The sequence below is a fragment of the Sphaerotilus hippei genome (assembly GCF_003201595.1).
GTDB lineage: Bacteria > Pseudomonadota > Gammaproteobacteria > Burkholderiales > Burkholderiaceae_C > Sphaerotilus > Sphaerotilus hippei.
The window spans coordinates 50,096-75,071 of sequence record NZ_QJJS01000012.1 but is presented as its reverse complement, the minus strand read 5'-3'; the positions used below and the strand labels follow the sequence as shown (position 1 = coordinate 75,071).

General features: G+C 70.1%; 18 protein-coding genes and 1 tRNA gene. 7 read left to right on the top strand and 12 right to left on the bottom strand.

Features of this window, described 5'->3' with window-relative positions:
• Positions 1–312: 312 nt before the first annotated feature.
• From C7444_RS20925 to C7444_RS13370, 5 genes are all read right to left on the bottom strand, one after another.
• Complete coding sequence (locus tag C7444_RS20925) at positions 313–1,830, bottom strand: methyl-accepting chemotaxis protein (protein ID WP_110401354.1); 1,518 nt, start codon at positions 1,828–1,830, stop codon at positions 313–315.
• Between the two features lie 660 nt (positions 1,831–2,490).
• Positions 2,491–2,580: transfer RNA gene (locus C7444_RS13385), tRNA-Ser, on the bottom strand.
• Positions 2,581–2,636: 56 nt separating this feature from the next.
• Positions 2,637–3,026, bottom strand: a complete 390-nt coding sequence (locus C7444_RS13380; RefSeq protein ID WP_110401353.1) for a hypothetical protein — start codon at positions 3,024–3,026, stop codon at positions 2,637–2,639.
• Positions 3,023–3,454, bottom strand: a complete 432-nt coding sequence (locus tag C7444_RS13375; RefSeq protein ID WP_110401352.1) for a DNA polymerase III subunit chi — start codon at positions 3,452–3,454, stop codon at positions 3,023–3,025. The genes C7444_RS13380 and C7444_RS13375 overlap by 4 nt, the downstream gene beginning before the upstream one ends.
• A 22-nt stretch (positions 3,455–3,476) precedes the next feature.
• Positions 3,477–4,949, bottom strand: coding sequence for a leucyl aminopeptidase (locus tag C7444_RS13370; RefSeq protein WP_110401351.1), 1,473 nt, complete (start codon positions 4,947–4,949; stop codon positions 3,477–3,479).
• A 27-nt stretch (positions 4,950–4,976) separates the two neighbouring features.
• Between C7444_RS13370 and lptF the strand changes: the two genes are divergently transcribed.
• The 6 genes from lptF (at position 4,977) to C7444_RS13340 (ending at position 10,622) form a co-directional block, all read left to right on the top strand.
• A complete protein-coding gene (gene lptF, locus C7444_RS13365) occupies positions 4,977–6,074 on the top strand; it encodes an LPS export ABC transporter permease LptF (RefSeq protein ID WP_110401350.1) in 1,098 nt (365 codons plus the stop codon).
• The gene (gene lptG / locus C7444_RS13360) at positions 6,074–7,180 is read left to right on the top strand and encodes an LPS export ABC transporter permease LptG (RefSeq protein WP_110401349.1); all 1,107 of its coding nucleotides are present in this window, start codon (positions 6,074–6,076) and stop codon (positions 7,178–7,180) included. Before lptF ends, lptG begins: the two co-directional genes overlap by 1 nt.
• Before the next feature lie 55 nt (positions 7,181–7,235).
• Complete coding sequence (locus tag C7444_RS13355) at positions 7,236–7,631, top strand: sirohydrochlorin chelatase (RefSeq protein WP_110401348.1); 396 nt, start codon at positions 7,236–7,238, stop codon at positions 7,629–7,631.
• Positions 7,628–8,593 (top strand): CysB family HTH-type transcriptional regulator, encoded by a 966-nt coding sequence (locus C7444_RS13350; protein ID WP_110401347.1) that lies wholly within the window; start codon positions 7,628–7,630, stop codon positions 8,591–8,593. Before C7444_RS13355 ends, C7444_RS13350 begins: the two co-directional genes overlap by 4 nt.
• A 53-nt stretch (positions 8,594–8,646) precedes the next feature.
• Positions 8,647–9,828 carry a pyridoxal phosphate-dependent aminotransferase gene (locus C7444_RS13345; protein WP_110401346.1) on the top strand — a complete coding sequence of 394 codons (1,182 nt, stop codon included), beginning with the start codon at positions 8,647–8,649 and terminating at the stop codon, positions 9,826–9,828.
• A gap of 89 nt (positions 9,829–9,917) precedes the next feature.
• Positions 9,918–10,622, top strand: coding sequence for a Crp/Fnr family transcriptional regulator (locus C7444_RS13340; RefSeq protein ID WP_110401345.1), 705 nt, complete (start codon positions 9,918–9,920; stop codon positions 10,620–10,622).
• Between the two features lie 26 nt (positions 10,623–10,648).
• Here the strand turns inward: C7444_RS13340 and C7444_RS13335 are convergent, their stop codons facing one another.
• Positions 10,649–11,464 carry a hypothetical protein gene (locus tag C7444_RS13335; protein ID WP_110401344.1) on the bottom strand — a complete coding sequence of 272 codons (816 nt, stop codon included), beginning with the start codon at positions 11,462–11,464 and terminating at the stop codon, positions 10,649–10,651.
• A 61-nt stretch (positions 11,465–11,525) separates the two neighbouring features.
• Here C7444_RS13335 and C7444_RS13330 point away from each other — a divergent pair, with 61 nt between their 5' ends.
• Positions 11,526–12,155: a glutathione binding-like protein gene (locus C7444_RS13330; protein ID WP_110401343.1), complete on the top strand. Its 630-nt coding sequence runs from the start codon at positions 11,526–11,528 to the stop codon at positions 12,153–12,155.
• Positions 12,156–12,159: 4 nt separating this feature from the next.
• On the opposite strand, the gene C7444_RS13325 is transcribed toward C7444_RS13330, so the two are convergent.
• The 6 genes from C7444_RS13325 to C7444_RS13295 form a co-directional block, all read right to left on the bottom strand.
• Positions 12,160–13,224, bottom strand: coding sequence for a transglutaminase family protein (locus tag C7444_RS13325; protein ID WP_110401342.1), 1,065 nt, complete (start codon positions 13,222–13,224; stop codon positions 12,160–12,162).
• A gap of 8 nt (positions 13,225–13,232) precedes the next feature.
• The gene (locus C7444_RS20660; protein WP_245909555.1) at positions 13,233–16,085 is read right to left on the bottom strand and encodes a circularly permuted type 2 ATP-grasp protein; all 2,853 of its coding nucleotides are present in this window, start codon (positions 16,083–16,085) and stop codon (positions 13,233–13,235) included.
• Between the two features lie 150 nt (positions 16,086–16,235).
• Positions 16,236–19,793, bottom strand: a complete 3,558-nt coding sequence (locus C7444_RS13310; RefSeq protein WP_110401341.1) for a transglutaminase family protein — start codon at positions 19,791–19,793, stop codon at positions 16,236–16,238.
• A 100-nt stretch (positions 19,794–19,893) separates the two neighbouring features.
• A complete protein-coding gene (locus C7444_RS13305) occupies positions 19,894–20,850 on the bottom strand; it encodes an alpha-E domain-containing protein (protein WP_110401340.1) in 957 nt (318 codons plus the stop codon).
• Between the two features lie 131 nt (positions 20,851–20,981).
• Positions 20,982–22,418, bottom strand: a complete 1,437-nt coding sequence (locus C7444_RS13300) for a circularly permuted type 2 ATP-grasp protein (RefSeq protein WP_110401339.1) — start codon at positions 22,416–22,418, stop codon at positions 20,982–20,984.
• Positions 22,415–24,928 (bottom strand): DNA internalization-related competence protein ComEC/Rec2, encoded by a 2,514-nt coding sequence (locus C7444_RS13295; RefSeq protein ID WP_110401338.1) that lies wholly within the window; start codon positions 24,926–24,928, stop codon positions 22,415–22,417. Before C7444_RS13295 ends, C7444_RS13300 begins: the two co-directional genes overlap by 4 nt.
• Positions 24,929–24,976: the final 48 nt, after the last annotated feature.

Here is a 24,976-nt window from a genome sequence, read left to right as displayed (position 1 = left end):
TTCATCTTCCGTCGGACTGATCGCGTCGGTCCGGACCAAACAGAAAGCCCGCGACCTGTGATGGTGGCGGGCTCGCTTCCAGCGAACGGCAAGTCCCGAAGGAAGTCGTTCACTGGTTCTTGTCGCGGGGTCACGGGTTCCCTGGGCTTGCACCCTCCGCCCAATCTTGCGGCCGGTTCTGCGATTCGATGAAGGGAGTGTACGACCCGGGGCATGACTCGATCGTGACAGAAGCGGGGTGCAAAGCACCCATTTCCTTCTGACGACGCCTCCGATGGCCCCGCACCGCTCAGCGGCGAGGGCCTCCGGAAATCATGCGCGTGCGGCGGCCTGGACCTTGAACACGCAGACCAGCGAAGTGAGCTGATCGGCCTGTTCACGCATGCTGCTGGCCGCCGCGGCAGCCTGCTCCACCAGCGCGGCATTTTGCTGGGTCATCTGGTCCAGGTGGTTCACCGCACCATTGATCTGCTGGATGCCCTGGCTCTGTTCCTGGGCCGAGGTGGTGATCTCGCCCATCATCTGGTTGACCCGCTCGATCGCCGACACGATGTCGCTCATCGTCTGGCCAGCCGAGCCCACCAGGGCGGTCCCGCACTCGACACGCTGGGTCGAGTCATTGATCAGGGTCTTGATCTCCTTGGCGGCGCTGGCGCTGCGCTGGGCCAGCGTGCGCACCTCACCGGCCACCACGGCAAAACCTCGGCCCTGCTCGCCAGCACGGGCGGCCTCGACCGCGGCGTTGAGCGCCAGGATGTTGGTCTGGAAAGCGATGCCGTCGATCACGCCGATGATGTCGGCGATCTTGCGGGCGGATTCGGCGATGCCCCCCATGTGCACCACCACCTCGCCGACGACCGCACCCCCCTGGCGCACGGCCCGGGTGGCATCGGTGGCCAGGCGGTTGGCCTCCTGCGCTGTGCCAGCGTAATGCCGGACGGTACCCGAGAGCTGCTCCATCGACGAGGCGGTTTCCTGCAGGCTGGTCGCGGTTTGTTCGGTGCGCAGGGAGAGGTCGTGGTTGCCGCGCGCGATCTCGCTGGAGGCCACGTGGATGCTTTCGGTGGATTGCCTCACCTGCCCCACCAGCTCGTTGAGCGAACGCACCATGGCTTCCTGCGCCCGCATCAGCGCGCCGAGTTCATCCCTGCGATCGGTATGGCAGCTGACCGTGAGGTCCCCCTGGGCGATGCACCGGGCCGCGTCCAGCGTCCGGGCCAGGGCACCCTTGATGGAGCCGATCAGACGGTAGGCCCCCATGGCCGCCAGCGACAGCATCAGCGCAAGCGCGCCCAGCGTCCACAGGGCCTGCTCGCGCGTGGCGGCATGCAGGTCTGCGTTGACGCGATCGACGGCTTCGTCCTGCATGGTCGCGAAGCGGTTCAGCTCCTCGTAATAGGCTTTCACCGCTGGCTGGAAGGTGTCGCGGGCATAGGCCTGCGCCTCATCCGGACGGCCAGCCTTCTGGTACTCACCCAATTTGACATGGGTGGCCAGCACCACCTGACGGCGCTCGGTGATGCGCTGCATCTGAGCCTTGTCGGCCTCGCTGAGGGACATGGCCTCGATGGCCTTCTTGACTTCCGAAATCGCGGCGATGTCACGCAGGTTCTGCTGCCGGACGACCTCCGTGCCAGGCGACTCAGGCATGTGGGAGAGATCGACCACGCGGGTGACCACCACCTCACTCTTGTGGGCCCACTGACCCGCGAGTTTCTGCTTGGCCACGGCGGTTTGGCGATCGATGTCCGCCGCCAGGTTGAGTCGGGTCGATCGCCAGGCGCTGGCCGCGGCGATGGCCAGCACACCCAGGATCAGCAGACTGAGCACGGTCCAGAGTTTGGCCGCGATGCCCCAGGATGGTCATTTCATGTGCGCTTCCGCATGGTCTCTGTCAACATTCAGGTTGTCGACCCCCGGCAGGACGCAAAAATGAGTACCAACCCTCACTCCGATCCCGCCCGATCCAGTCCCGTGAACGAATCCCGAGACGAAACCCTCGTCACCGCACGGTGACACCCCAGGCGGCCCCTCCAGCCACCAGCAGCACCAAAAACCCCGAGCGATTGATGGCATGTCCCACGCGGGGCCGCCGTCGAACCCTGCAGCGGGTCACAGGAAAAGAAAAAGCCGTGGCCTCTCTCGACCCGCTCCTGCAAGCCGCAAGGAAGTCGGCCATGGAACTGGACCCCGACTCCATCACGCTGGGCTCAGTTGTTGTCGATGTGCTGAGCGCTGAGGCGGGAACTCATGGCGCATGACCAAGGCAAAGCCATCTGGTCCTCACCTCCGGCGCCAAGGCGCCCAAGAAGTGGATCACGGCCAAAGTGCTGCCGGCCCTGCGCAAGACCGGGAGTTACTCGGTGGCGCAGGAGGCAGACGGGGCGCGGCGGCGTGGGGGAAGTTCTGCCCGCAGAGCGTGGGGGAAACGGAAAAGCCCCTGAGAGCTAACTTGTTGATTTACAAGGCTTTCAGGGGCTTTCTGTTCGCTGGCGGAGAGGGCGGGATTCGAACCCGCGGTGGGGATTAACCCACACACGCTTTCCAGGCGTGCGACTTAAACCGCTCATCCACCTCTCCGCGAAGACGGAAATTATAACCCGAATCCAGAGGATCTGGCAAGCGGTTGACCGAGATCAGCGAATCCGGTGGCGTGCCATCTCCTGGGCCACGGCACGCCGGACGACGTCGGCCAGGGTCTTGGCCAGCTCGTCGCGGGTCTCGCGGATGAAGGCTTCGGTCAGGCGGGCCAGCGCGGGCGACAGCGTCTCGCGCACGCGGTACTCGAACATGCGGTCGACCTGGCGCTGCACGTCGGCCAGGACCTTCTGGCGGATCTGCTCCTCGCTGTCGGGGGTCCAGGTCTCGCCACCGGGGTCGACGCTCGACAGCGAGGACAGCTCGGGCAGCGCGCTGTCCGGGCGGGGCGGCAGGAAAGGCTGAGCGTCGGTGATGGGGAGGCCGACGACCTCGGTCAGGGTCGGCACCTCGACGATGTGCAGGCCCGACGGCGGGGTGGCGCTCATGCGTTCACCTCGTGCCGCTCGATGGGCAGGCCGGCCTGGGCGTAATGGCGCCAGCGCTCGCGCGCCTGCAGGCGGTCGCTCTCCTGGCGGGACACCACCTCGATCAACCGGTCGAAGGCCTCGCAGGCGGGCGGCACCGTCGGCCCGAGGTTGAGCAGCACGTCGTACCCCTCGGCCGGTTCGGGTCGCTCGAGCAGCAGCACCGGCGTCGAGCGCAGCACCGCCGGCAGGCGCTGCAGGCTGTCGCCGCGCCAATGCGGCAGGAACTCCAGCGGATCGAAGGTCCACAGCGCCTTGTCCAGATCGGACAGCAGCGGTGCCGGGCCGGTCACCACCAGGCGCGAACCGGCACGGGTCGCCTTGCGCAGCAGCCGGCAGGCGTAGTCGCGGCGATCGGCGACATTGAAATGGAAGGACACCCGGGTCATCACGAAGGTTCGAAGACCGGGCTCAACGGCTGCGCCCCAGCACGAAGTGCGTCAGCAGCGGCACCGGGCGCCCGGTGGCCCCCTTCTGCGCGCCGCTCTTCCAGGCGGTGCCGGCGATGTCCAGATGCGCCCACGGGTAGGCCGAGGTGTAGCGCTTGAGGAACATCGCGGCGCTGATCGAGCCGCCAGCGCGCGGGCCGACGTTGCCCATGTCGGCGAAGTTGCTCTTCAGCGCCTCGCCGTACTCCTCGTCCAGCGGCATGCGCCAGGCGGGATCGAGCGCGTTCGTGCCGGCGTCGAGCAGCTCGCCCGCCAGCACGTCGTCGGCGCTGAACAGGCCGCTGCGGTGGTGGCCCAGCGCGATCACGCAGGCACCGGTCAGCGTGGCGATGTCGACCACGGCCGCGGGCTTGAAGCGCTCGGCGTAGGTCAGCGCGTCACACAGGATCAGGCGCCCTTCCGCATCGGTGTTGAGCACCTCGATGGTCTGGCCCGACATGCTGGTGATCACGTCGCCGGGCTTGGTCGCCCGTCCGCTGGGCATGTTCTCGCAGGCCGGGATCAGCCCGATCAGGTTGACCTTGGGCTTGAGTTCGGCGATCGCCTTGAAGGTGCCGAGCACGCTGGCCGCGCCGCCCATGTCGAACTTCATCTCGTCCATCTCGGCCGCCGGCTTGATGGAGATGCCGCCGGTGTCGAAGGTCACGCCCTTGCCCACCAGCACGACGGGCGCATCCTTCTTGCCCGCCCCCTGGTAGCGCAGCACGATGAACTGCAGCGGCTCGTCCGAGCCTCGGGCCACGGACAGGAAAGCGCCCATGCCGAGTTTCTCGACCGCCTTGCGATCGAGCACCTCGACGTCGACCGGGCCGGACCTGGCCAGCTCCAGCGCCTGCTCGGCGAGGTGGGTCGGGGTGCAGTGGTTGCCGGGGCGGTTGGCACATTCACGCGCCAGCTCGACGCCGGCGGCGATGCCCGCGGCACGGCGCAGGCCTTCCTTGACCTCGGGCGCCGAGACCTTGCTGCAGGCGAACTGCAGCTTCTTCAGCGCCGCCGCGGCCGGGGCGCTGGGCTTGGTGTGGCGATAGGTGTAGAGCGCGTCGCTGGCGGTGGTGAAGGCGGCCTCGGCGCAGGCGCCATCGAGCTCGCCGCTGCCGCCCCAGAGCAGGGTCGCCTGCGGGGCCTGGCAGGCCTTCAGTGCCGGCATCAGCGCGGCCGTCGCGCGGCGCACCGCGGCGGGCGACGGCAGACCGTCCTGGCTGTCGACCACGGCGATCAGCAGGCGCAGCGCCTTCAGTCCGACCGGACGGAACAGGCTCACCGTGCGGCCGGCCTTCAGTTCCAGATCACCTTGTTCGATGACGTCGCGCACCAGCAGGTCGAGCGCGGGCGCGAGGTGCCAGCCACTCTCCGCGCAGGGCAGCAGCAGCAGCAGTGCACCGACGGAGTGCCCGGCGATGTCCTCGGGCGTGATCAGCAGGGTCCGAGCGTCCATAATTCCACACCGTTATTGAAGCAACCGATGTTATTCGATTCCTCCTTGCGCAAAGACCTCTCCCGCAGTTTCGGCGGGACGCTGGTGGTGGTGCTGACCATCGTGCTGACCGTGATGCTGATCCGCATGCTGGGTCTGGCCGCGCGAGGCAGCGCCTCGCCCGAGGACGTCGCCCTGCTGCTCGGTTACGCGACGCTGGGCCAGCTGCCCATCCTGCTGTGCCTGAGCGTGTTCGTGGCGGTGGTCTCGACGCTCACCCGCATGTACCGCGACAGCGAGATGGCGGTGTGGCTGGCCAGCGGCGTGTCGCTGACCCGTTTCGTGCGCCCGGTCGCACGCTTCGTCACGCCGGTGCTGCTGGCGGTGGCCGGGCTGACGCTGGTGGTCTGGCCCTGGACCAACCGCAACATCTCCGAGCTGCGGGACCGCTATGAAAAACGCTCCGACCTGTCGCGGGTCGAGGCCGGCCAGTTCCAGACCTCGGCCGACGGCCGGCGGGTGTTCTTCATCGACAAGGACGCCCCGAGTGACGGCACCGGCCGCAACGTGTTCATCCTGGAACAGCGCGAGGACCGTGAATCGGTGACCACCGCCCAGTCGGGCCGGGTCGAGTACACCCCGCAGGGCCAGCGCCTGCTGTCGCTGGCCAACGGCGCCCGCACCGACCTGGACACCCGCGGCGGCACGCGCACGATCTCGCGCTTCGACCACTACCAGATCCGCATCGGCGAGGCGGTCGTCAGCGAGCTGGAGGCCCTGCCACCCAAGGCCCGCCATTCGCTGGACCTGCTGCGTGACGGCGGCCAGCGGGCGCGTGGCGAGCTGGTGTGGCGCCTGGGCATGATCGTCGTGCCGCTGAACCTGATGCTGCTGGGCCTGGGGCTGGCGGCGGGCAGCCACCGGCGCGCCGGCGGGGTGACGCTGCTGGTGGCGCTGCTGGCCTTCGTGGTCTACCTGAACCTGGTCAACCTGTCTCAGGCCTGGGTCGGCTCGGGCAAGGCGGCCATGCTGCCGGCTCTGCTGGGCGTGCACCTGAGCATGTTCCTGATCGCCGTGTCGCTGCTGTGGTGGCGCAACGGCGGTGCCAACCGATGTCTTGTGCGCCGCTCGCCGGCGTCTGCCTGATGCGCACCGTACGACGACTGCTCTACCGCGAGGTCCTCGGGGCCAGCGGCTTCGTGATGCTGGCCTTCCTGGGCCTGTTCTTCTTCTTCGACCTGGTCAGCGAGCTCGACGACCTCGGCCAGCGGGGCTACACGATCTGGAAGGCGCTGCTGGTCTGCCTGCTGCAGGTGCCCGGCCATGTCTACGAGCTCGCGCCGATCGCGGTGCTGATCGGCGCGATCTATGCGCTGGCCCGGCTGGCCCAGTCCTCGGAGTTCACCATCCTGCGCACCGGCGGGCTCGGTCCGGGGCGCGCGCTCAGCCTGCTGACCCAGCTGGGCGTGGCCTTCGTGCTGTTCACCTATGTCGTGGGCGACTTCATCGCCCCCTGGTGCGACACCCGCTCGACGCTGGTGCAGTCCGAGCGCAAGGGCGGCCTGTCGGTGACGGCCGGCGGCGCCTGGCTGCGCGACACCCAGCCGCAGGCCGACGGCACGCACCAGTTCACGATCAACTTCGCCGGCGCGACCTCGAAGGAGCGCATCGAGCGGGTCCGCATCTTCGAGTTCGGCCCCCGGGGCCAGCTGCTGACCCGCACCACGGCCGACAGCGCGACGATCGCCCCGGACGGCCGCTGGACGCTCGAGGGCGTGCGCATCTCCACCTGGACGCCCGACACGACCCCGACGCTGGCCGCGGACCGCACGCTGGAGCGCAGCACCTGGCAGAGCAACCTGACCCAGCCGGTGGTGGCCGCGGCCGTGCTGCCGCTCAAGACCATGTCGACCCCGGCGCTCTACACCTACATGGTGCACCTGTCGGAGAACGCGCAGGCGGCGCAGCGCTACGAGATCCAGTTCTGGAAGAAGGCGCTCTACCCCTTCGCCTGCCTGGTGATGATGGGCCTGGCCCTGCCCTTCGCCTACCTGCACGCCCGCAGCGGCGGCATCAGCCTGAAGGTCTTCGGCGGGGTGATGCTGGGCATCAGCTTCGTGCTGCTCAACAACGTCTCCAACCACCTCGGGCTGCTGCAGAACTGGACGCCCTGGATCGCCGCGAGCGTGCCCAGCGTGGTCTACCTGATGCTGTCGCTGACGGCGTTCGGCTGGCTGGTGCGCAACCGCTGAGGCCGGTCGATCCGCCTCCTCTTTTCCTTCGCTTCTCTTCCGGACGGGTTCGAACATGCACGGCATCCTTCTCTTCGCCCACGGCGCCCGCGATCCGCAGTGGGCCCGGCCCTTCCATCGCATCGCCGACCAGCTGCGGGCCGCCGCGCCCGACCAGCCGGTGGCACTGGCCTTCCTCGAGCTGATGACCCCCGGGCTGGCCGCGGGCGTGGACGAGCTGGTGGCGCAGGGCTGCCGGCATGTCACCGTCGTGCCGCTGTTCCTGGGCGCGGGAGGCCATGTGCGCAAGGACCTGCCGGTGCTGATCGAGCAGGCCCGGGCCGCGTGGCCCGACGTGCACATCGAGGCCACCGCCGCCATCGGCGAGATCGACGGCGTCACGCGGGCGCTGGCGCACGCGACGCTGGAGCTGGTCCGCGCACCGGCGGCGTCCACCGGCCTGCCGTCATGAACCTGCACCAGTTCCGCTTCGTCCAGGAGGCCGCCCGGCGCGACCTGAACCTGACCGAGACGGCCAAGGCGCTGCACACCTCGCAGCCGGGCATCTCCAAGGCCATCCTCGAGCTCGAGGAGGAGCTGGGCGTGGACATCTTCGCCCGCCACGGCAAGCGCCTCAAGCGCATCACCGAGCCCGGACGCCAGGTGCTGAACTCGATCGAGGTGATCATGCGCGAGGTGGCCAACCTCAAGCGCATCGGCGAGGACTACACCCGCCAGGACGCCGGCACGCTGTCGCTGGCCGCCACCCACACCCAGGCGCGCTACGTGCTGCCCGGGCCGGTCGCGGCCCTGCGGGCGCGGCATCCGAAGGTGACGATCAGCCTGCACCAGGGCACCCCGCAGCAGATCGCGCAGATGCTGCTCGACGACGCGGCCGAGGTCGCGGTGGCCACCGAGGGCCTGACCGCCTACGACGAGCTGGTCACGCTGCCCTGCTACGAATGGCGCCACGTCGCGGTCGTGCCGGCCCGCCACCGGCTGGCCACGCTCGACCGGCTGACGCTCGACGACCTGGCCCGCGAACCGCTGGTGTCCTACCACCCGTCGTTCACCGGGCGCGGACGCATCGACGCGGCCTTCGAGCAGCGCGGCCTGAAGCCGCAGTACGTGCTCGAGGCGATCGACTCCGACGTGATCAAGACCTATGTGCGCCTGGGCCTGGGCGTGGGCCTGGTCGCCGAGATGGCGGTGCGCGACGACCCGGCCTTCGCGCCCGGCGGCGAGCTGGTGGCCTGCCCGGTGGGTTATCTGTTCGGGCCCAACATCACCCGCATCGCCTTCAAGCGCGGCGCCTACCTGCGCCACTTCGTCTACAGCTTCGCCGAACTGCTGTCCGAGCGGCTGACCCGCGCGCTGGTGACCCGCGCGATGGAAGGGAGTGTCGACGACACCCCGCCGAACTACAGCCTCTGAGCACGGCCGCCGAGACCGGATCGCCCTCGACCCCGACACCCACCCGCCCCGCCATGACCGCAATCCACCGCACCCCGCAGCCCGTCAGCCGCCTGCCGCAGGTCGGCACGACGATCTTCACCACCATGTCCGCCCTCGCGCTGGAGTGCCAGGCGGTCAACCTCGGCCAGGGCTTCCCGGACTTCGATGGCGATCCGCGGCTGATGCAGGCGGTCAAGGACGCGATGGACGCGGGCCACAACCAGTACCCGCCGATGGCCGGCGTGCCGGCGCTGCGCCAGGCCATCGCCGACAAGCTGCTGGCGCTCTACGGCCGCGCCTACGACCCGGCGCACGAGATCACGGTGACGGCCGGTGCCACCCAGGCCATCCTGACGGCCATCCTCGCGCTGGTGCATCCGGGCGACGAGGTCATCGTGCTCGACCCCTGCTACGACAGCTACGAGCCCAACATCGTGCTGGCCGGGGCGACGGCGGTGCATGTGCCGCTGACGGCCGGGAGCTTCCGGCCCGACTTCGATCGCATCGCCGCGGCCATCACGCCGCGCACCCGGGCGTTGATCATCAACAGCCCGCACAACCCGACGGGCACCGTCTGGAGCGCCGACGAGATGCAGCGGCTGGCCGACCTGCTGCGGCCCACCGACATCCTCGTGCTGTCCGACGAGGTCTACGAACACATGTGCTTCGACGGGCAGGTCCATCAGAGCGTGGCCCGCCACCCGGAGCTGGCCGCCCGCGCGGTGCTGGTGTCGAGCTTCGGCAAGACCTGCCACGTGACCGGCTGGAAGGTCGGCTACACCGCCGCGCCGCGGGCGCTGATGGACGAGTTCCGCAAGGTGCACCAGTTCAACGTGTTCACCGTGAACACGCCGATGCAGCACGGCCTGGCCGCCTACCTGGCCGACCCGACCCCCTACCTGGAGCTGTCGGCCTTCTACCAGGCCAAGCGGGACCTGTTCCGCCGGGGCCTGGCCGACACGGCGCTGCGCCCGCTGCCCTGCGAAGGCACGTATTTCCAGGTGGTCGACTACAGCGGCCTGCCCGATGCCATCGCGGCGCTGCCCGAGGCGCAGTTCTGCCAGTGGCTGACCCGCGAGGCGGGCGTGGCGGCCATCCCCCTGTCGGCCTTCCACGCCGACGGGCGCAACCAGCAGCTGGCCCGCCTCTGCTTCGCCAAGCGCGACAGCACCCTGCACACCGCCCTGGAGCGGCTGAAGCGGCACCTGGGTTGAGGGACTGAAAAACGCACGAACGGTCGTTCGTTTTTCGGTGACAGAATCGGGGCTGCCTCCACCGCTGCAGCCTCGCGCGCTGTCTTGCCATGACCTCCATCGTGCTCACGACCGAAGAACGCCAGGCCATCGAAGGCGGCCCCTGGTTCGCCTTGCTGCCCGCGGCGCTGCGGGAGGAGATCCTGGCCTGCGCCGTCGTGCGTCGCCATGCCGACGGGCTGCAGATCGCCTCGCGGGGACAGCCGGCCACCGACTGGATCGGCGTGGCCGCCGGGGCGCTGCGGCTGAGTTCGGTCTCGATGGCCGGCAAGCAGATCGCGCTGACCTATGCCGAGCCGGGCAGCTGGTTCGGCGACATCGCGCTGATCGACGGCCTGCCCCGCACCCATGACGCCACCACCCACGGAGCGACGACGCTGCTGGTCGTGCGCCGGCCGGACTTCGAGGCGCTGCGCGCCCGGCACCCGGGTTTCGGTGACGCGCTGCTGCAGCTGAACTGCCGCCGCATGCGCCAGCTGCTGACCAGCCTGGAGGACCTGCACACCAAACCGCTGGCGGCCCGGCTGGCCAAGCAGGTGCTGCACCTGTCGCGCCGCTACGGCAGTGCCGACCGCGGGGGCATCCGCATCGGCCTGCAGCTGGCCCAGGAGGACCTGGCCCAGCTCGTGGGCGCGTCGCGCCAGCGGGTCAATCAGGAGCTGAAGGGTTTCGAGCGCCACGGCGCGCTGCGCATCGAGCCGGCGCGGCTGGTCGTGCTGTCACGGGAAAAGCTCGCCGCCATCGCCGAGCGCTGAGCCCCGCGGCGCGGCCTGCGCCGGGCTCACAGCCGCACGTCGGTGTCGGCGTGGCGCAGCGTCAGGTCGGACAGCTCGTCGTCGTCCGACGCCATCGGCGCCAGTCGGCTGAAGGCCGGGGCGGCCACCTGCGGCACGAGCGCAGCGGCGGGCATGCCCGGCTCGGCCGGCTCCGCGGGCACGCGGGCCTGCAGGCAGGCCTGGGCCCGGGTCGCCGCGACCTCGGCCAGCGAACGTGCACCATCGAGCATGGCCATCTCGAGCTGATTGGCCTCGGTGCGCAGATACAGGCGCCCGCGCAGCGTCATCAGCACCAGCGGCGCCTCCGGACTCAGCCAGCGGGTGGCCGCCCGCATCAGGCGATTGGCCAGGTCACCACGCACCCAGCGGGCGGCATGCGGCGCGGACGCGGCCATCAGCACGAAACGCTGCGCCAGCAGTTCATGGTCGGGGAAATCGACCCGGTCCATCATCGACAGCCAGCGCAGCTCCTCGGGCAGGGCGTGGCCCATGCCGGTCTTGTGGCCCTGCACCAGCGTGCCGTAGGCGTCACCCTCCAGCCGTTCGGCCAGCGGCCGCGACATCACCATCATCTCCAGCAGCGCCGGCAGGCCCATGTCGATGCGCACCCGCAGCTCCTGGCGCGGGATGTAGTCACGCTGGCTGGGGCCCCACTCCATGCGGCCGGGGCGACCCAGGACGCGGAAGTCGATCGCGCAGCCGTGGCCGCGGCGCACCCGCTTGCAGTGTTCACCCCGGTGCTCGGCCCACTCCTCGAGCAGACCCGAATCGGGTGCGGCCACCGCACGGGGGCGCAACAGGCGATGGATGGCTTGGAACATGGCGGCTTGAATTCGAATAGAGTGGAAAACGTGTCCTTACTCTTATCGACCAGGCGGTACCGTGATTGAACTCTTTTCGTGGCCCACCCCCAACGGGCACAAGATCCACATCATGCTCGAGGAGTGCGAGCTGCCCTATCAGGTCCGGGCGGTGAACATCGGCGCAGGGGAACAGTTCGCGCCGGACTTCCTGCGCATCAGCCCGAACAACAAGATCCCGGCACTGGTCGACTCCGACGGTCCGGGCGCTGCGCCGATCTCGCTGTTCGAGTCGGGCGCGATCCTGCTCTACCTGGCCGAGAAGACCGGTCGTTTCCTGCCCACCGATCCGCGGGCGCGCCTCGAGGTGATGCAGTGGCTGATGTTCCAGGTCGGCGGGGTCGGTCCGATGCTGGGCCAGGCGCACCACTTCCGCGTCTACGCGCCGGTGAAGGTCGACTACGCGATCGAGCGCTACACCCGCGAGGCGCAGCGGCTGTACGGGGTGATGGACCGGCGCCTGGCACAGTCGGCCTGGATGGCCGGCAACGACTACTCGATCGCCGACATCGCGATCTACCCCTGGCTGCGCTCCTGGCAGAACCAGGGCATCGACTGGACGGACTTTCCGCACCTGAAGGCCTGGTTCGACCGCATCGGCGAGCGCCCGGCCGTGCAGCGTGGCTGCGCGGTGCTGAGCCAGGCGCGCTGAGCGCTCAACGCCGCGGCGGCGTGACCGGTGCGGCCGCGGGCCGTGCGGCGGGCACCGCCGCCCCCGGGGGCCGCACGGGCGCGCAGGCCCCGCGGGCGGCCGCGACCTCGATCGGCTCGACCGTGACCGCCACCTCCGGGATCGCCCGCCCGCCGCCGCGGATCACCCCGCGCAGCGGTGCCACGTCCTCGTAGTCGCGACCCCAGGCCAGCGTCACGTGGTCGGGGCCGACCAGCACCGCGTTGGTCGGGTCCAGCGCCACCCAGCCATGCACCGGGCACCACACCTGCACCCAGGCATGGGAGGCGTCGGCCCCGACCAGCCGGGGCTGGCCCGGTGGCGGCTGGGTCAGCAGGTAGCCGCTGACGTAACGCGCCGACAGGCCCAGCGAGCGCATCGCGCCGATCATCACGTGGGCGAAGTCCTGGCAGACGCCGCGGCGCTGCGCCAGGGCTTCGGGCGCCCGGGTGGAGACCGACGTGGCACTGGGCCGGTACTCGAAGCGCCGGTGGATCAGGTGCATCAGCGCGAACGCACCCGCCAGCAGCGGCGTGCCGGGCACGAACACCTCGTTGGCGAAGGCCGCCAGCGCCGCATCCCGGGGGGCATAGGCCGAAGGCAGCGCGAACTCGAGCGCATCGTCGAGCGGCACGCGCGCACGGTAGCGCAGCCGCTCGGCCACCTTCTCCCACGCCGGGCTGTTGAGCATCTGCAGGCTCACGGCCGCGCAGACCTGGGCCTGGAAGGTCGAGCGCACGACCAGCTGGTCGTGCACCCGCGAATGCGAGAACGTCGCGCGCCAGTTGCCCCAGGTGTCGCGGCTCTGGTGCACGCCGGGCGGCACCACCTGAGGCGCGCCCGGCTCCTCCCCCTCCGGCGAGGCATCGGGCAAGGGCTCGACCACCAGGTGCCAGTCGCGGATGCGCTGCGTCGCCGTGTGACGGGGCCGCAGCCGGGCCATGTGGTTGGCCAGCTCGACCGGCGCGTCGTAGCGGTAGCGGGTCTCGTGCTCGACCCGCAGGATGCGGATGGGCACCCCGCGGATCACCGGTTTCTCGGAATCGGTCATCGTCGCGTTCATTGCCACACCGCCCGCGGGGCCGGGCCCACGTGCGAGAACAGGTGTCGGCTGATTTCGTTGGACAGCGCCCAGACGCCTTCGCTGCAGGCGGTCAGCGCCTCGTTCAGCTGCCGGTAGCGCCGCTCGTCGTCGACCTCGCACAGCGCGGCCAGGTCCCAGCCCACCGGCTGGGGCAGCAAGGCGCAGACCTCCTCGGCCCAGGGCGGATCGTGGCGGGCCAGCTTGACCAGCCGGTCACGCAGCGTGCGGGCCACCCAGGCCAGCGCGCGCGGGTTGTCGGTGTCCATCACCAGCAGGTGCAGCAGCGGCGGCACCTCCTTGCGGGCCTGGAACTGGGCCCGGTAGGTGATGGTCGAGTCGAACAGGCCCAGCAGCGTGGCAAAACCGTCGTCGGAGCGCTGCAGCCCACGCTCGAAGCCGCTGGCCAGCGCATGCGAGAGCATGTGCAGCCGCTCGATCTGCCGGCCCACGCTGAGCAGACGCCAGCCGTCGTCGCGGGTCATGCGGTCGGTCTGCGAGCCGGTCACGGCCGCCAGCTGCGTGGCGGTCTGGGCCAGCACCGCCAGCACGTCGCTCAGCGGCTCGTGGCCCTCCTGCGCCAGCACCGCCCCGACCCGCCGGGAAAACCGCTCGTCGAGGTCGAGGATCAGGGACCAGTGCTCGTCGGACAGCCGCTCGCGCAGCGACTCGGCGCAGCGGCGCAGGGCTCGCAGGTTGTAGGCCACGCTGGTCGAGCCCGTCGGATCGGCCAGCGCATGCATCAGCGAACGTTCGAACAGCCGGGCCGCCTGCGGCGTGCCACGCACCGGCGACGGCACCGACCGCCCGATCAGGCCGTGGCGCAGCGCCAGCGCATGCAGGTAGTCGACCACCGGCGCCCGGGCGGTGGGCAGGCTCTCCAGCAGCAGCCGGGCCAGGCGGTTGGCGTTTTCGGCCCGCTCGGTGTAGCGGCCCAGCCAGAACAGGTTTTCCGCCGCCCGGCTGGTGATCACCCGGTGCCAGCCCATCAGGTCGGCGGCGACCAGCGGCTGGGGCAGCAGGCTGGTGGCATCGACCTCGCCCTCGGCCAGCACCCAGGTGTCGGTGCTGGCGCTGCCGCGCTGCATGGACAGGTAGGCGTCCGCGCCACTGCCGCCGTCGGCCCGCGAGGCCGTGGCCCCCAGCGTCGTGGCCACCGGCGCCGCAGCGGCCGCGGCGGGCACGGGCACCACGGGTTCGGCCATGGGCGGCGCAGGCTCGACCGTGCCGTCGTTGGCGGCCGCCTCGCTCGACGAGCGGGCCGCCTTGGCCGACAGCTCGGCGGTCGCGGCGATCGCCGCACGTGAAGCCGCCGTCGTCGCCCCCGGCGCACGCCGGGTGGCCACCCGCGTCAGCCCGCCCGGCAGCACCCGCCAGCGGCCTTCGCCGTCGAGCATGGCGTAGACCCGCATCACCACCGGCCGGGGCTCCAGGCGCCCGTCCCGCCAGACCGGCAGCTCCGAGGGGTGCACCGGCTCGAGCAGGGTGTGCGCGGCCGGATCGGCCGCGATGCGCGCCTCCCAGGCACGCAGGCGTTCCGGACTCAGGTCACCGGCGAGCACCGGCTCGAAGCTGCGCGTGACCGGGCCGGCCGGGAAGGTCGGCATGATCACGTAGTCGGACAGGGTCGCGCGGTTGGCGTTCCAGACGCTGCCCTCGCCGCACCACCAGCTGGTGGTCGCGGGCAGGATCAGCTCTTCCTTGAGCAGCTTGCGGGCGACCCCGGGCCAGAAGGCGGTCAGGCCCGGGCTCTCGAGCACGCCGGCACCCGGCACGTTGGCCAGCACCACCTGCTGGGCTCGCACGGCCTGCAGCAGGCCGGGCACGCCCAGGGCCGAATCCGAACGCAGCTCGAGCGGATCGACCCACTCGTCGTCGACCCGGCGCAGCACGATGTGCACCCGCTCGAGGCCATGCATGGTCTTGAGGTAGAGCTTCTGGTCGCGCACCGTCAGGTCGGAGCCCTCGACCAGCGACAGGCCCAGGTAGCGGGCCAGGAAGACGTGCTCGAAATAGGTCTCGTTGCGCGGCCCCGGCGTCAGCAGCACCGTGCGCGAGCGGTCGCCCGCCGGACTGGCATGCATCAGGCCTTCCATCAACGCCCGGAAGGCCGAGGCGATGCGCTGCACCCGCATCTCGCGGAAGGCATCGGGAAACTGCTGCGCGACGATGAGCCGGTTCTCGAGCAGGTAGCCCAGGCCGGAGGGCGCGCCGGTGCGGTGACCGACGACCCACCAGTGACCGTCGGGGCCGCGGGCCAGGTCGACCGCCATCACGTGCAGCCACGCCTGGCCGGCCGGCTGCAGCCCGTGCACCGCATGCAGGTACTGGGGATGGCCGTAGATCAGCGGCGCCGGCAGCAGGCCGGTGCGCAGCAGCTCCTGCGGCCCGTAGATGTCGCGCAGCGCCGCCTCCAGCAGCCGCGCACGCTGGGTCACGCCCTTCTCGATGTGCGCCCACTCGAGCGGGCTGACCAGCAGCGGCAGCATCTCCAGCGGCCAGGAGCGGGCGCCGTCCCCGTTCTCGGCATAGACGTTGTAGGTCGCGCCGTCCTCGCGCACGCGGCGCTGGATGCGCGCCAGCCGCGCCGGCAGGTCGTTCCAGCCCTCGACACCGTTGATGTCGAAGAACTGGCTCCACAGCGGCGACAGGCTCTCGCCGGACGCCGCCGTGTCGTCCTTGTCCGCGTCCTCGCCCTTGTCCACGACCTGGGCACACAGCGCGGGGATGCCCCGCAGTTCATCGTGATGGCCGGGCGTGGCCGCCAGCGCCGCGGCGGCCGCCAGCGCGGCCGCATCGGGCATTTCTTCGGAAAGCAAACTCGATTGCATGTCCGGATCATGCCCTGCTTCGGACGACGGCCCCAGGTGGCTCACCCGGACAGGCGCCCCGGAACCCACCGGTTCCGGGAGGCGCTCAGCCGTTTTCCGGGGCGGACCGCCGGGATCCTTGGCCCCATTCATGACCGATCCTGGCGCGGATCAGACCGGACGGCGCAGATCGAGCGAGAACGGGAACTCCCAGCTTCGATCAGGCTGGGCCGCGACGACCTTGCCCGGGGTGTGACCCATGGCGAAGAAACGACCCAGGCGCCGGCTCTCGGCCTCGTAGGAGTTCACCGGGAAGGAGTCGTAGTTGCGTCCGCCCGGATGGGCCACGTGGTACTGGCAGCCGCCCATCGAGCGGTTCATCCAGGTGTCGACCAGATCGAAGGTCAGCGGCGCATGGACCCCGATGGTCGGATGCAGCGCGGCCGACGGCTGCCAGGCACGGTAACGCACCCCGGCCACGTACTCGCCCACCCGGCCGGTCGGCTGCAGCGGCACCGGCACGCCGTTGCAGGTCACGACATGGCGCGGATCGACCAGACCCGTGACCTTGACCTCCATGCGCTCCAGCGACGAGTCGACGTAGCGCACCGTGCCGCCGACGGCACCCTCCTCGCCCATCACGTGCCAGGGTTCGAGCGCGTTGCGCAGCGTCACGTGGACCCCGCGGGCCGTGACCTCGCCGACCTTCGGGAAACGGAACTCGAAGTGCGGCGCGAACCACTCGGTGTCGAAGGCGTAGCCGGCCTGGCGCATGTCCTCCATCACGTCGTCGAAGTCCATCTGCACGAAGGTGGGCAGCAGGAAACGGTCGTGCAGCTCGGTGCCCCAGCGCACCAGCGGCGCGCGGTAGGGCTCCTTCCAGAAACGCGCCAGCAGCGCACGCAGCAGCAGCTGCTGGGCGATGCTCATCTGCGCATGCGGGGGCATCTCGAACGCACGCAGCTCCAGCAGGCCCAGGCGGCCGGTCGAGCTGTCGGGCGAATAGAGCTTGTCGATGCAGAACTCGCTGCGGTGCGTGTTGCCGGTCACGTCGATCAGCACGTTGCGCAGCGTGCGGTCGACCAGCCACGGCGGCATGTCGGCGCCGTAGATCGCCTTGTTGCGCTCGATCTCGGCCAGCGCGATCTCCAGCTCGTAGACCTGGTCGTTGCGGGCCTCGTCCACGCGCGGGGCCTGGCTGGTCGGGCCGATGAACAGGCCCGAGAACAGGTAGCTCAGCGACGGATGGTTGTGCCAGAAGGTCAGCAGGCTGGCCAGCAGGTCCGGGCGGCGCAGGAAGGGCGAGTCGGCCGGCGTGGCCCCGCCCAGCACGAAGTGGTTGCCCCCGCCGGTGCCGGTGTGGCGGCCGTCGAGCATGAACTTCTCGGTCGACAGGCGCGACTTCCACGCGGCGTCGTAGAGGAATTCGGTGTGCTCGACCAGCTCCTTCCAGTCGTGCGCCGGATGGATGTTGACCTCGATGACGCCCGGGTCGGGCGTGACCTGCAGCATCTTCAGGCGCGGGTCGCGCGGCGGCGGATAGCCCTCGAGCACGATCTTCATGCCCAGCTCGGCCGCCGAGGCCTCGATCGCGGCCAGCAGGTCGAGGTAGTCCTCCAGATGCGCCAGCGGCGGCATGAAGACATAGAGCACGCCGGTGGCGCTGCCGACCTTCTCGGCCTTCGGGCCGTTGGCGCGGCGCGGGTCACGCACCTCCACGCACAGCGCGGTGCGGGTGATCCAGTGGGCCGACTCGAAGCGCTGCGGATGGCGCGCCAGCTCCTCGGGCGTCAGCGCGCGCAGGCTGTCGGAGGGCTTGCGGCCGGCGCCGTCACCGGAACCCGCCAGGCCGGCGGCGGTCGCGCCCCCGGCCGTGCCAGCACCCGTGGCGTCCGCGCCGCTCAGGTCCAGCGTGTAGCCCGCAGCCCCCGCGCCGGTGCCGGCATCGGCCTGCAGCGCCACCGTGCCGCCTTCGGCAAAACCGCCCCCCACGACATGGGCGGCATACTGGCTGCGCACCCGCGTGGACGCGGGCAGCGCGTCACGGTCGGCGAACGGATCGTGGTCGATCAGGTAGGGGTACTCGCCCTTGCTGACCCAGGGCAGCGAGTCCAGCGGCAGGCGGTAGCCCATCGGCGAGTCGCCCGGGATCAGGTACATGCGCTCGTCGCGGAAGAACCACGGGCCGGTGGTCCAGCGCGAACCGCCGAGACCCGGACCGCCTTCGGGCTGGATCGGCAGCACGTAGCCGACGTCGTAGTCCAGGCCCTGGGCGAAGACGCGCCGCAGGCGCATGCGCTCGAGCTCGTCGTCCAGGCGGCTGTCGAACGGATCGACGTTGACCGGCAGGCGGCGTTCGCGCCACAGGTAGTACCAGGTGTCCTCGTAGCCGGTCTGGATGTAGCTGTCGGTCAGGCCGAGCTTGCGCGTCAGCGTGCGCAGGAAATGCTGGGCATCGGCCGAGGTGTAGGCGTGCGGATCACGCTCGTCGGCGAACAGGCTCGGGTCGTGCCAGCAGGGCTGGCCGTCGGCGCGCCAGAAGATCGACAGCGCCCAGCGCGGCAGCTGCTCGCCCGGGTACCACTTGCCCTGGCCGAAGTGCAGGAATCCACCCTGGCCGTAATGGTCACGCAGGCGCTGCGTCAGGTCCTGGGCGTACATGCGCTTGGTCGGGCCGAGCGCCTCGGTGTTCCATTCGGCGCCGTCGCGGTCGTCGACCGACACGAAGGTCGGCTCGCCGCCCATGGTCAGGCGCACGTCGCCGGCGACCAGCTCCTCGTCGACCTGGTCGCCCAGGCTCAGCACGGCCTGCCACTGGTCATCGGTGTAGGGTTTGGTGACGCGCGGTGATTCCCAGATGCGCGTGATGTTCATCTCGTGGCCGAACTCGACCTCGCACTCGTCGACCGCGCCGGTGATCGGCGCCGCGCTCGAGGGCTGGGGCGTGCAGGCCAGCGGGATGTGGCCTTCGCCGGCCATCAGGCCCGAGGTCGGGTCCAGGCCGATCCAGCCGGCGCCCGGCAGGTAGACCTCGCACCAGGCGTGCAGGTCGGTGAAGTCGACCTCGGTGCCACTCGGGCCGTCCAGCGCCTTGACGTCGGGCTTGAGCTGGATGAGGTAGCCGGAGACGAAGCGGGCGGCCAGGCCCATGTGGCGCAGCGTCTCGACCATCAGCCAGCCGGTGTCGCGGCAGGAGCCCGACGCCTTGGTCAGCGTCTCCTCGGGCGTCTGCACGCCCGGCTCGAGGCGGATCAGGTAGCTGATGTCCCCCTGCAGGCGCTGGTTCAGCCCGACCAGGAAGTCGATCGTGCGCACTTCCTTGCGGTCGATCGAGTCGAGGAACTTCTGGAAGGCGGGCGTGGCCGGCTCGGCCACGAGGTAGGGCGCGAGCTCCTGCTTGAGCGCGTCGTCGTAGGCGAAGGGATAGTTCTCGGCGCCCGGCTCGAGGAAGAAGTCGAACGGGTTGTAGACCGACATCTCGGCCACCAGGTCGATGGTGACCTTGAACTCGGTGGTCGGTTCCGGGAAGACCAGGCGGCCCAGGTAGTTCGAGAACGGATCCTGCTGCCAGTTGATGAAGTGGCTCTGCGGCTCGACGCGCAGCGAATAGGACAGGATGGGCGTGCGGCAGTGCGGCGCGGGGCGCAGGCGCACGATCTGGGGCGACAGGTTGACGCGCCGGTCGTATCGGTAGTGGGTGACGTGACTGAGAGCGACGTGAATGGACACGGATGGACCCTGTGTGATGTTGTCGGAGCGAGTGTGGTCGGAATCGATGACAGTGCCGCGGCCCCCGCTTGGCGGGGACCGGCCGCGGCACGGCCGCCGATCAGTGCACCGCTACCAGGAAGTCGCGACTGATGCCCAGGCCCAGGGCCCCGACACGGTCGAGGAACTGGGTCAGGTAGGCATGGAGTCCGGTGGCCAGGATCTCGTCGATGCGGCCGTACTCGAGGTCGGCGCGCAGGCGACCGGCCCGGCGCAGGGTCTCGGAGGACTGTTCGCTGGCCACCAGCGACAGGTTGACCACCACCTCGTTCATGCAGGCGGCCAGCGAGCGTGGCATGTCGGGACGCAGGATCAGCAGTTCGGCGACCTTCTCGGGCTGGATGACGTTGCGGTAGACCTTGCGGTAGACCTCGAAGCCCGAGACCGAACGCAGGATGGCCGACCAGTGATAGAAGTCGTACTCCTGATCACGGGCCTCGGCCGCGCCGTAGAAATCGCTCTCGACGGCGTGGAACTTGACGTCGAGCAGTCGGGCGGTGTTGTCCGAGCGCTCCAGGAAGGTGCCGATGCGCACGAAATGCAGCGCCTCGTCCTGCAGCATGGTGCCGACCTGGACCCCACGCGACAGGTGCGAGCGGAACTTGACCCACTCGTAGAGCGGCCCGGGGTCACGCTCGAAGGCGCTGTCGCGCAGCATGCGGTTGAACTCCAGCCAGGTCTGGTTGGTGGTCTCCCAGACCTCGGTGGTCAGCGCGCCCCGCACCGCACGGGCGTTCTCGCGGGCGGCGTGCAGGCAGCGCACGATGGACGACGGGTTCTTCTCGTCGCTGACCATGAAGTTCATGACGCTGCGGGCATCGATGTCGCCGTAGCGGCTGGCGTAGTCGCCGCTCAGCTCGGAGATGCTCAGCAGGCCGCGCCAGCCCTGCTCGGCCACCGCCTCGGACTGGGGCAGCAGGGCCGTCTGGTAGTTGACGTCCAGCATGCGCGCGGTGTTCTCGGCCCGCTCCATGTAGCGGGCCATCCAGAAGAGGTGATCAGCGGTTCTTGACAGCATGGGGCGCATCTCCGGACCGGGCGTTCACTGCCGCACCGGTCTCTGCTTGGACTTGATGTTCATGAGCGGAGATGCCTCGCTGGCACCCCGCCCGGGAAAAGGGAAAGGAAAGGATCAGGCCGACCGCCACCTCAGGCTTCCAGCACCCAGGTGTCCTTGGTGCCACCGCCCTGCGACGAGTTGACCACCAGCGAGCCCTCCTTCAGGGCCACGCGGGTCAGGCCGCCCGGCACCATCTGCACCTCGTTGCGACCCGACAGCACGAAGGGGCGCAGGTCGATGTGACGCGGGGCGATGCCGGACTCGACGTAGGTCGGGCAGGTCGACAGGCTCAGCGTCGGCTGGGCGATGTAGTTGCCGGGATTGGCCAGCAGGTGCTGGCGGAAGGTCGCGATCTCGGCCTGGGTCGCCGCCGGACCCACCAGCATGCCGTAGCCGCCGGCGCCGTGCACCTCCTTGACCACCAGCTCGTCGAGGTGGTCGAGCACGTACTTCAGGTCATCCGCCTCGCGGCAGAGGTAGGTCGGCACGTTCTGCAGGATCGGCTTCTCGCCCAGGTAGAACTCGATCATCTTGGGCACGTAGGCGTAGATCGACTTGTCGTCGGCCACGCCGGTGCCGATGCCGTTGGACAGCGTCACGTTGCCGGCGCGGTAGGCCGACAGCAGGCCGGCGCAGCCCAGCGTCGAGTCCGCACGGAAGGCCTGGGGATCGAGGAAGTCGTCGTCGAGGCGGCGGTAGATCACGTCGACACGGCGCGGGCCGCGCGTCGTGCGCATGAAGACGAAGTGGTCCTTGACGAACAGGTCCTTGCCCTCGACCAGCTCCACGCCCATCTGCTGGGCGAGGAAGGCGTGCTCGAAGTAGGCCGAGTTGTACATGCCCGGCGTCAGCACCACCACCGTCGGGTCGTTGACGCCGTTGGGCGCCACGCTGCGCAGCGTCTCGAGCAGCAGGTCGGGGTAGTGCGCCACCGGGGCGACCTTGTTGGAGGCGAACAGCTCGGGAAAGAGCCGCATCATCATCTTGCGGTTCTCGAGCATGTAGCTCACGCCGCTGGGCACCCGCAGGTTGTCCTCGAGCACGTAGTAGGTGCCGCTGCCATCCGGGTTGGCCGCACGCACGATGTCGATGCCGGCGATGTGGGAGTAGATGCCCCCGGGCACGTCCACGCCGATCATCTCGGGGCGGAACTGCGCGTTGTTGAGGATCTGCTCCCGGGGCACCAGGCCCGCCTTGACGATCTCCTGGTCGTGGTAGACGTCGTGGATGAAGCGGTTCAGGGCGGTCACGCGCTGTCGCAGCCCTTTTTCCATCTCCCGCCATTCGGCGGCGGGAATGACACGGGGGATCAGGTCGAACGGGATCAGGCGTTCGGTGCCCTCGCCGCTGTCCTTGTCGCCGTAGACCGCGAAGGTGATCCCCACGCGGCGGAAGATCATCTCCGCCTCTTCACGGCGGATGCGCATCACATCTTCGGGCTGCTCAGCCAACCAGCGACCGTAGTTTCTGTAGTGATCCCGAACTTCTGTGCCGGAGGCATACATTTCGTCAAACATTGGTCTCATGGTTCTGTGTTGTCGAATGACAGGGTCTTAGCAAATTCAGGGCCATCGCCCCGAAGCAGGGCACGCCAATACCGGGGGGTCTCGACCCTCGTGCACGAAAAACGCGCATTCGTGCTGCTCCAGCGCCAGGCTCCGCACGAATCCGTGCGGATCACACCAATACCGTGCGCGCCATATCGAGCCATGACCTCGGCCGCCGGATGCCCGTAACGATTGAGGTAGCCCGCCTGGACCACCGCAACGTCCGGTTTCACCGCTCGCAGCCATTCATCGCTGGAAGACGTGCGACTTCCATGATGCGGTACCAGCATGACATCGGTTCGAATTTTCAGTGTTGGCGCCTGTAACAGCGTGAGCTCCTGCTCACGTTCCATGTCGCCGGTCAACAAGACGGACCGGGATGCATTGCGGATCTGCAACACGCAGGAACGGGCATTGGAGCGTCCCGGCCGCACGGCCTCGATCCCCTGGCCGGCCAGGTCGGCCGATGGATGAAGAAACTCGAAACTCACCCCGTCCCATTGCCAGCGCAGACCCCGCGAACACCACTGATGTGGTGCCCTGCCCCGCAGAGCATGCCCGGCTTCGAGCGAGGAGAACAGGTGGTATGCACCAAGAGAGTGAATCACCGCCTCGGCTCCGCCCGTGTGGTCGCTGTCGCGGTGGGACAGCACCAGCGCATCCAGGCGCCCCACGCCCAGGCGGCGCAGCAGCGGCACCAGGATCAGCTCGCCCGCACCCGCGCCCCGCGCCCAGGCCGGCCCGGTGTCATAGAGCAGGGCATGGGTCGCCGTGCGCACCAGCACGGCGTTGCCCTGACCCACGTCGGGCACGAGCACGTCGAACTCGCCTGCCGCCGGGCCCGGCACGGCCGGCCACAGCATCGGCAGCGTCAGCAGCAGGCCGACACCCCGCATCGTCACGGGCAGCGGGGCCACCATCAGCCCGCCGCCGATCAGCCCGGCCACGCTGGCCCAGACCGGCGCGGCCGGGGCGGACCAGGCCGCCCAGGGCCAGGTCGACAGCCACGACAGGGCGGCCATCAACCCTTCGAGCGGCGCGGCGGCCAGCACCCAGCTGCCCGACCAGAACAGGCCCAGCAGCGCCAGCGGGGTCACCAGCCAGGTCACGACCGGCACGGCCACCAGATTGGCCAGCAGCCCCACCAGCGACAGCTGCTGGAACAGCAGCAGCGTCCAGGGCGCCAGGCCGATGCTGGCGACCCACTGACTGTGCAGCCCCTCGCGGACCAGCCGCCCCGCACGCGCCGGCCACGCCGGCCCCGGATCTCCCCCGGACGGCTCGCGCCGGTCGATGCCCTCGCCGACGCCACCCGAGCCCATCAGCAGCCCGACCGCGATGAAGGACAGCCAGAAACCGGCCTGCAGCAGCGCCCACGGATCGGCCACGGCCACCACCAGCGCGGCCAGCAGCCACTGCCCCGCCGCGGAGGAGCGCAGCCCGGCGGTGCGCCAGACCTGCCAGGCCACCAGCATGCACACGGTGCGCTGGGCCGGCACGCCCCAGCCCGCCAGCAGCGCATAGGCGATGGCCAGCACCACCCCCGCCCAGGCGCCGGCCAGCGGGGCCGGCACGCACCAGCACAGCCGCCGGCTGCGCCGCCAGCCCCAGGCGGCCAGGCGCGCCGCCAGCCAGGCCAGCATCGTGATGTGCAGGCCGCTGATGGCCATCAGGTGGGCCACGCCGGTCAGGCGGAACACCGCCCAGTCGGCACGATCGATCGCCGACTGGTCACCAACGCTCAGGGCCGCCAGCACCCCCGCCTGCGGCGTGTCCCCGAGCCGGCGCTCCAGGGCCTCGCGCACGCGCTGGCGGTAGCGCTCGAGGGCGCAGCAGACCCCCGCCTCCAGGCGCTGCGCCCGGGCCGACTTGCCGGTGCGCACCGAGCCGGTGGCCCGCACGTCCTGCTCGAACAGCCAGAGCTCGCGGTCGAAGCCGCCGGGGTTGATCGCGCCATGGGGCTGACGCAGCCGGACCTCCAGGCGCCAGCGCTGACCGGCGGCCAGGTCCTGCGGCGCCGGCTGCCCCGGCAGCCCCCAGGACGGGACGAACCAGCTCAGCATCACGCGCCGGGGCATGGTATCGGGCACCGGCCGGTCGAAGGACTCGATCTCGAACAGGAAACGCACGCCGTCCCCGGTGCGGGCCGGCAGCGCCACCACCCGGCCCACGACCGCCAGGGCCTGACCCTCGAGCGCGGGCGGCAGCACCACCGCCAGCCGCCGGGCGGCCCGCCAGTCGGTCTGGGCCCAGCCCAGGCCCGCCCCCAGCAGCAGGCACAGCCACACCGCCGTCCACCCACGCTCGCGCCGGCGGCACCACGCGTGCAGCAGCACCCCGGCCAGCAGCAGCAGGCCGACCATCCCCGCCGAGGCGGCAAGAGGGACGACGGACGCGCCGTGCAGCTGCCAGCCCGTGCCGCCGAGCCAGCCCAGCGCCAGCGCGGCACGGCGCCCGCCACCGACCCGTGAAAGCGCCTGTGTGCCCATCGATCTCCACCCCGCCCCCGTCACGGCCGCGACCGGCGCCCGCCCGCC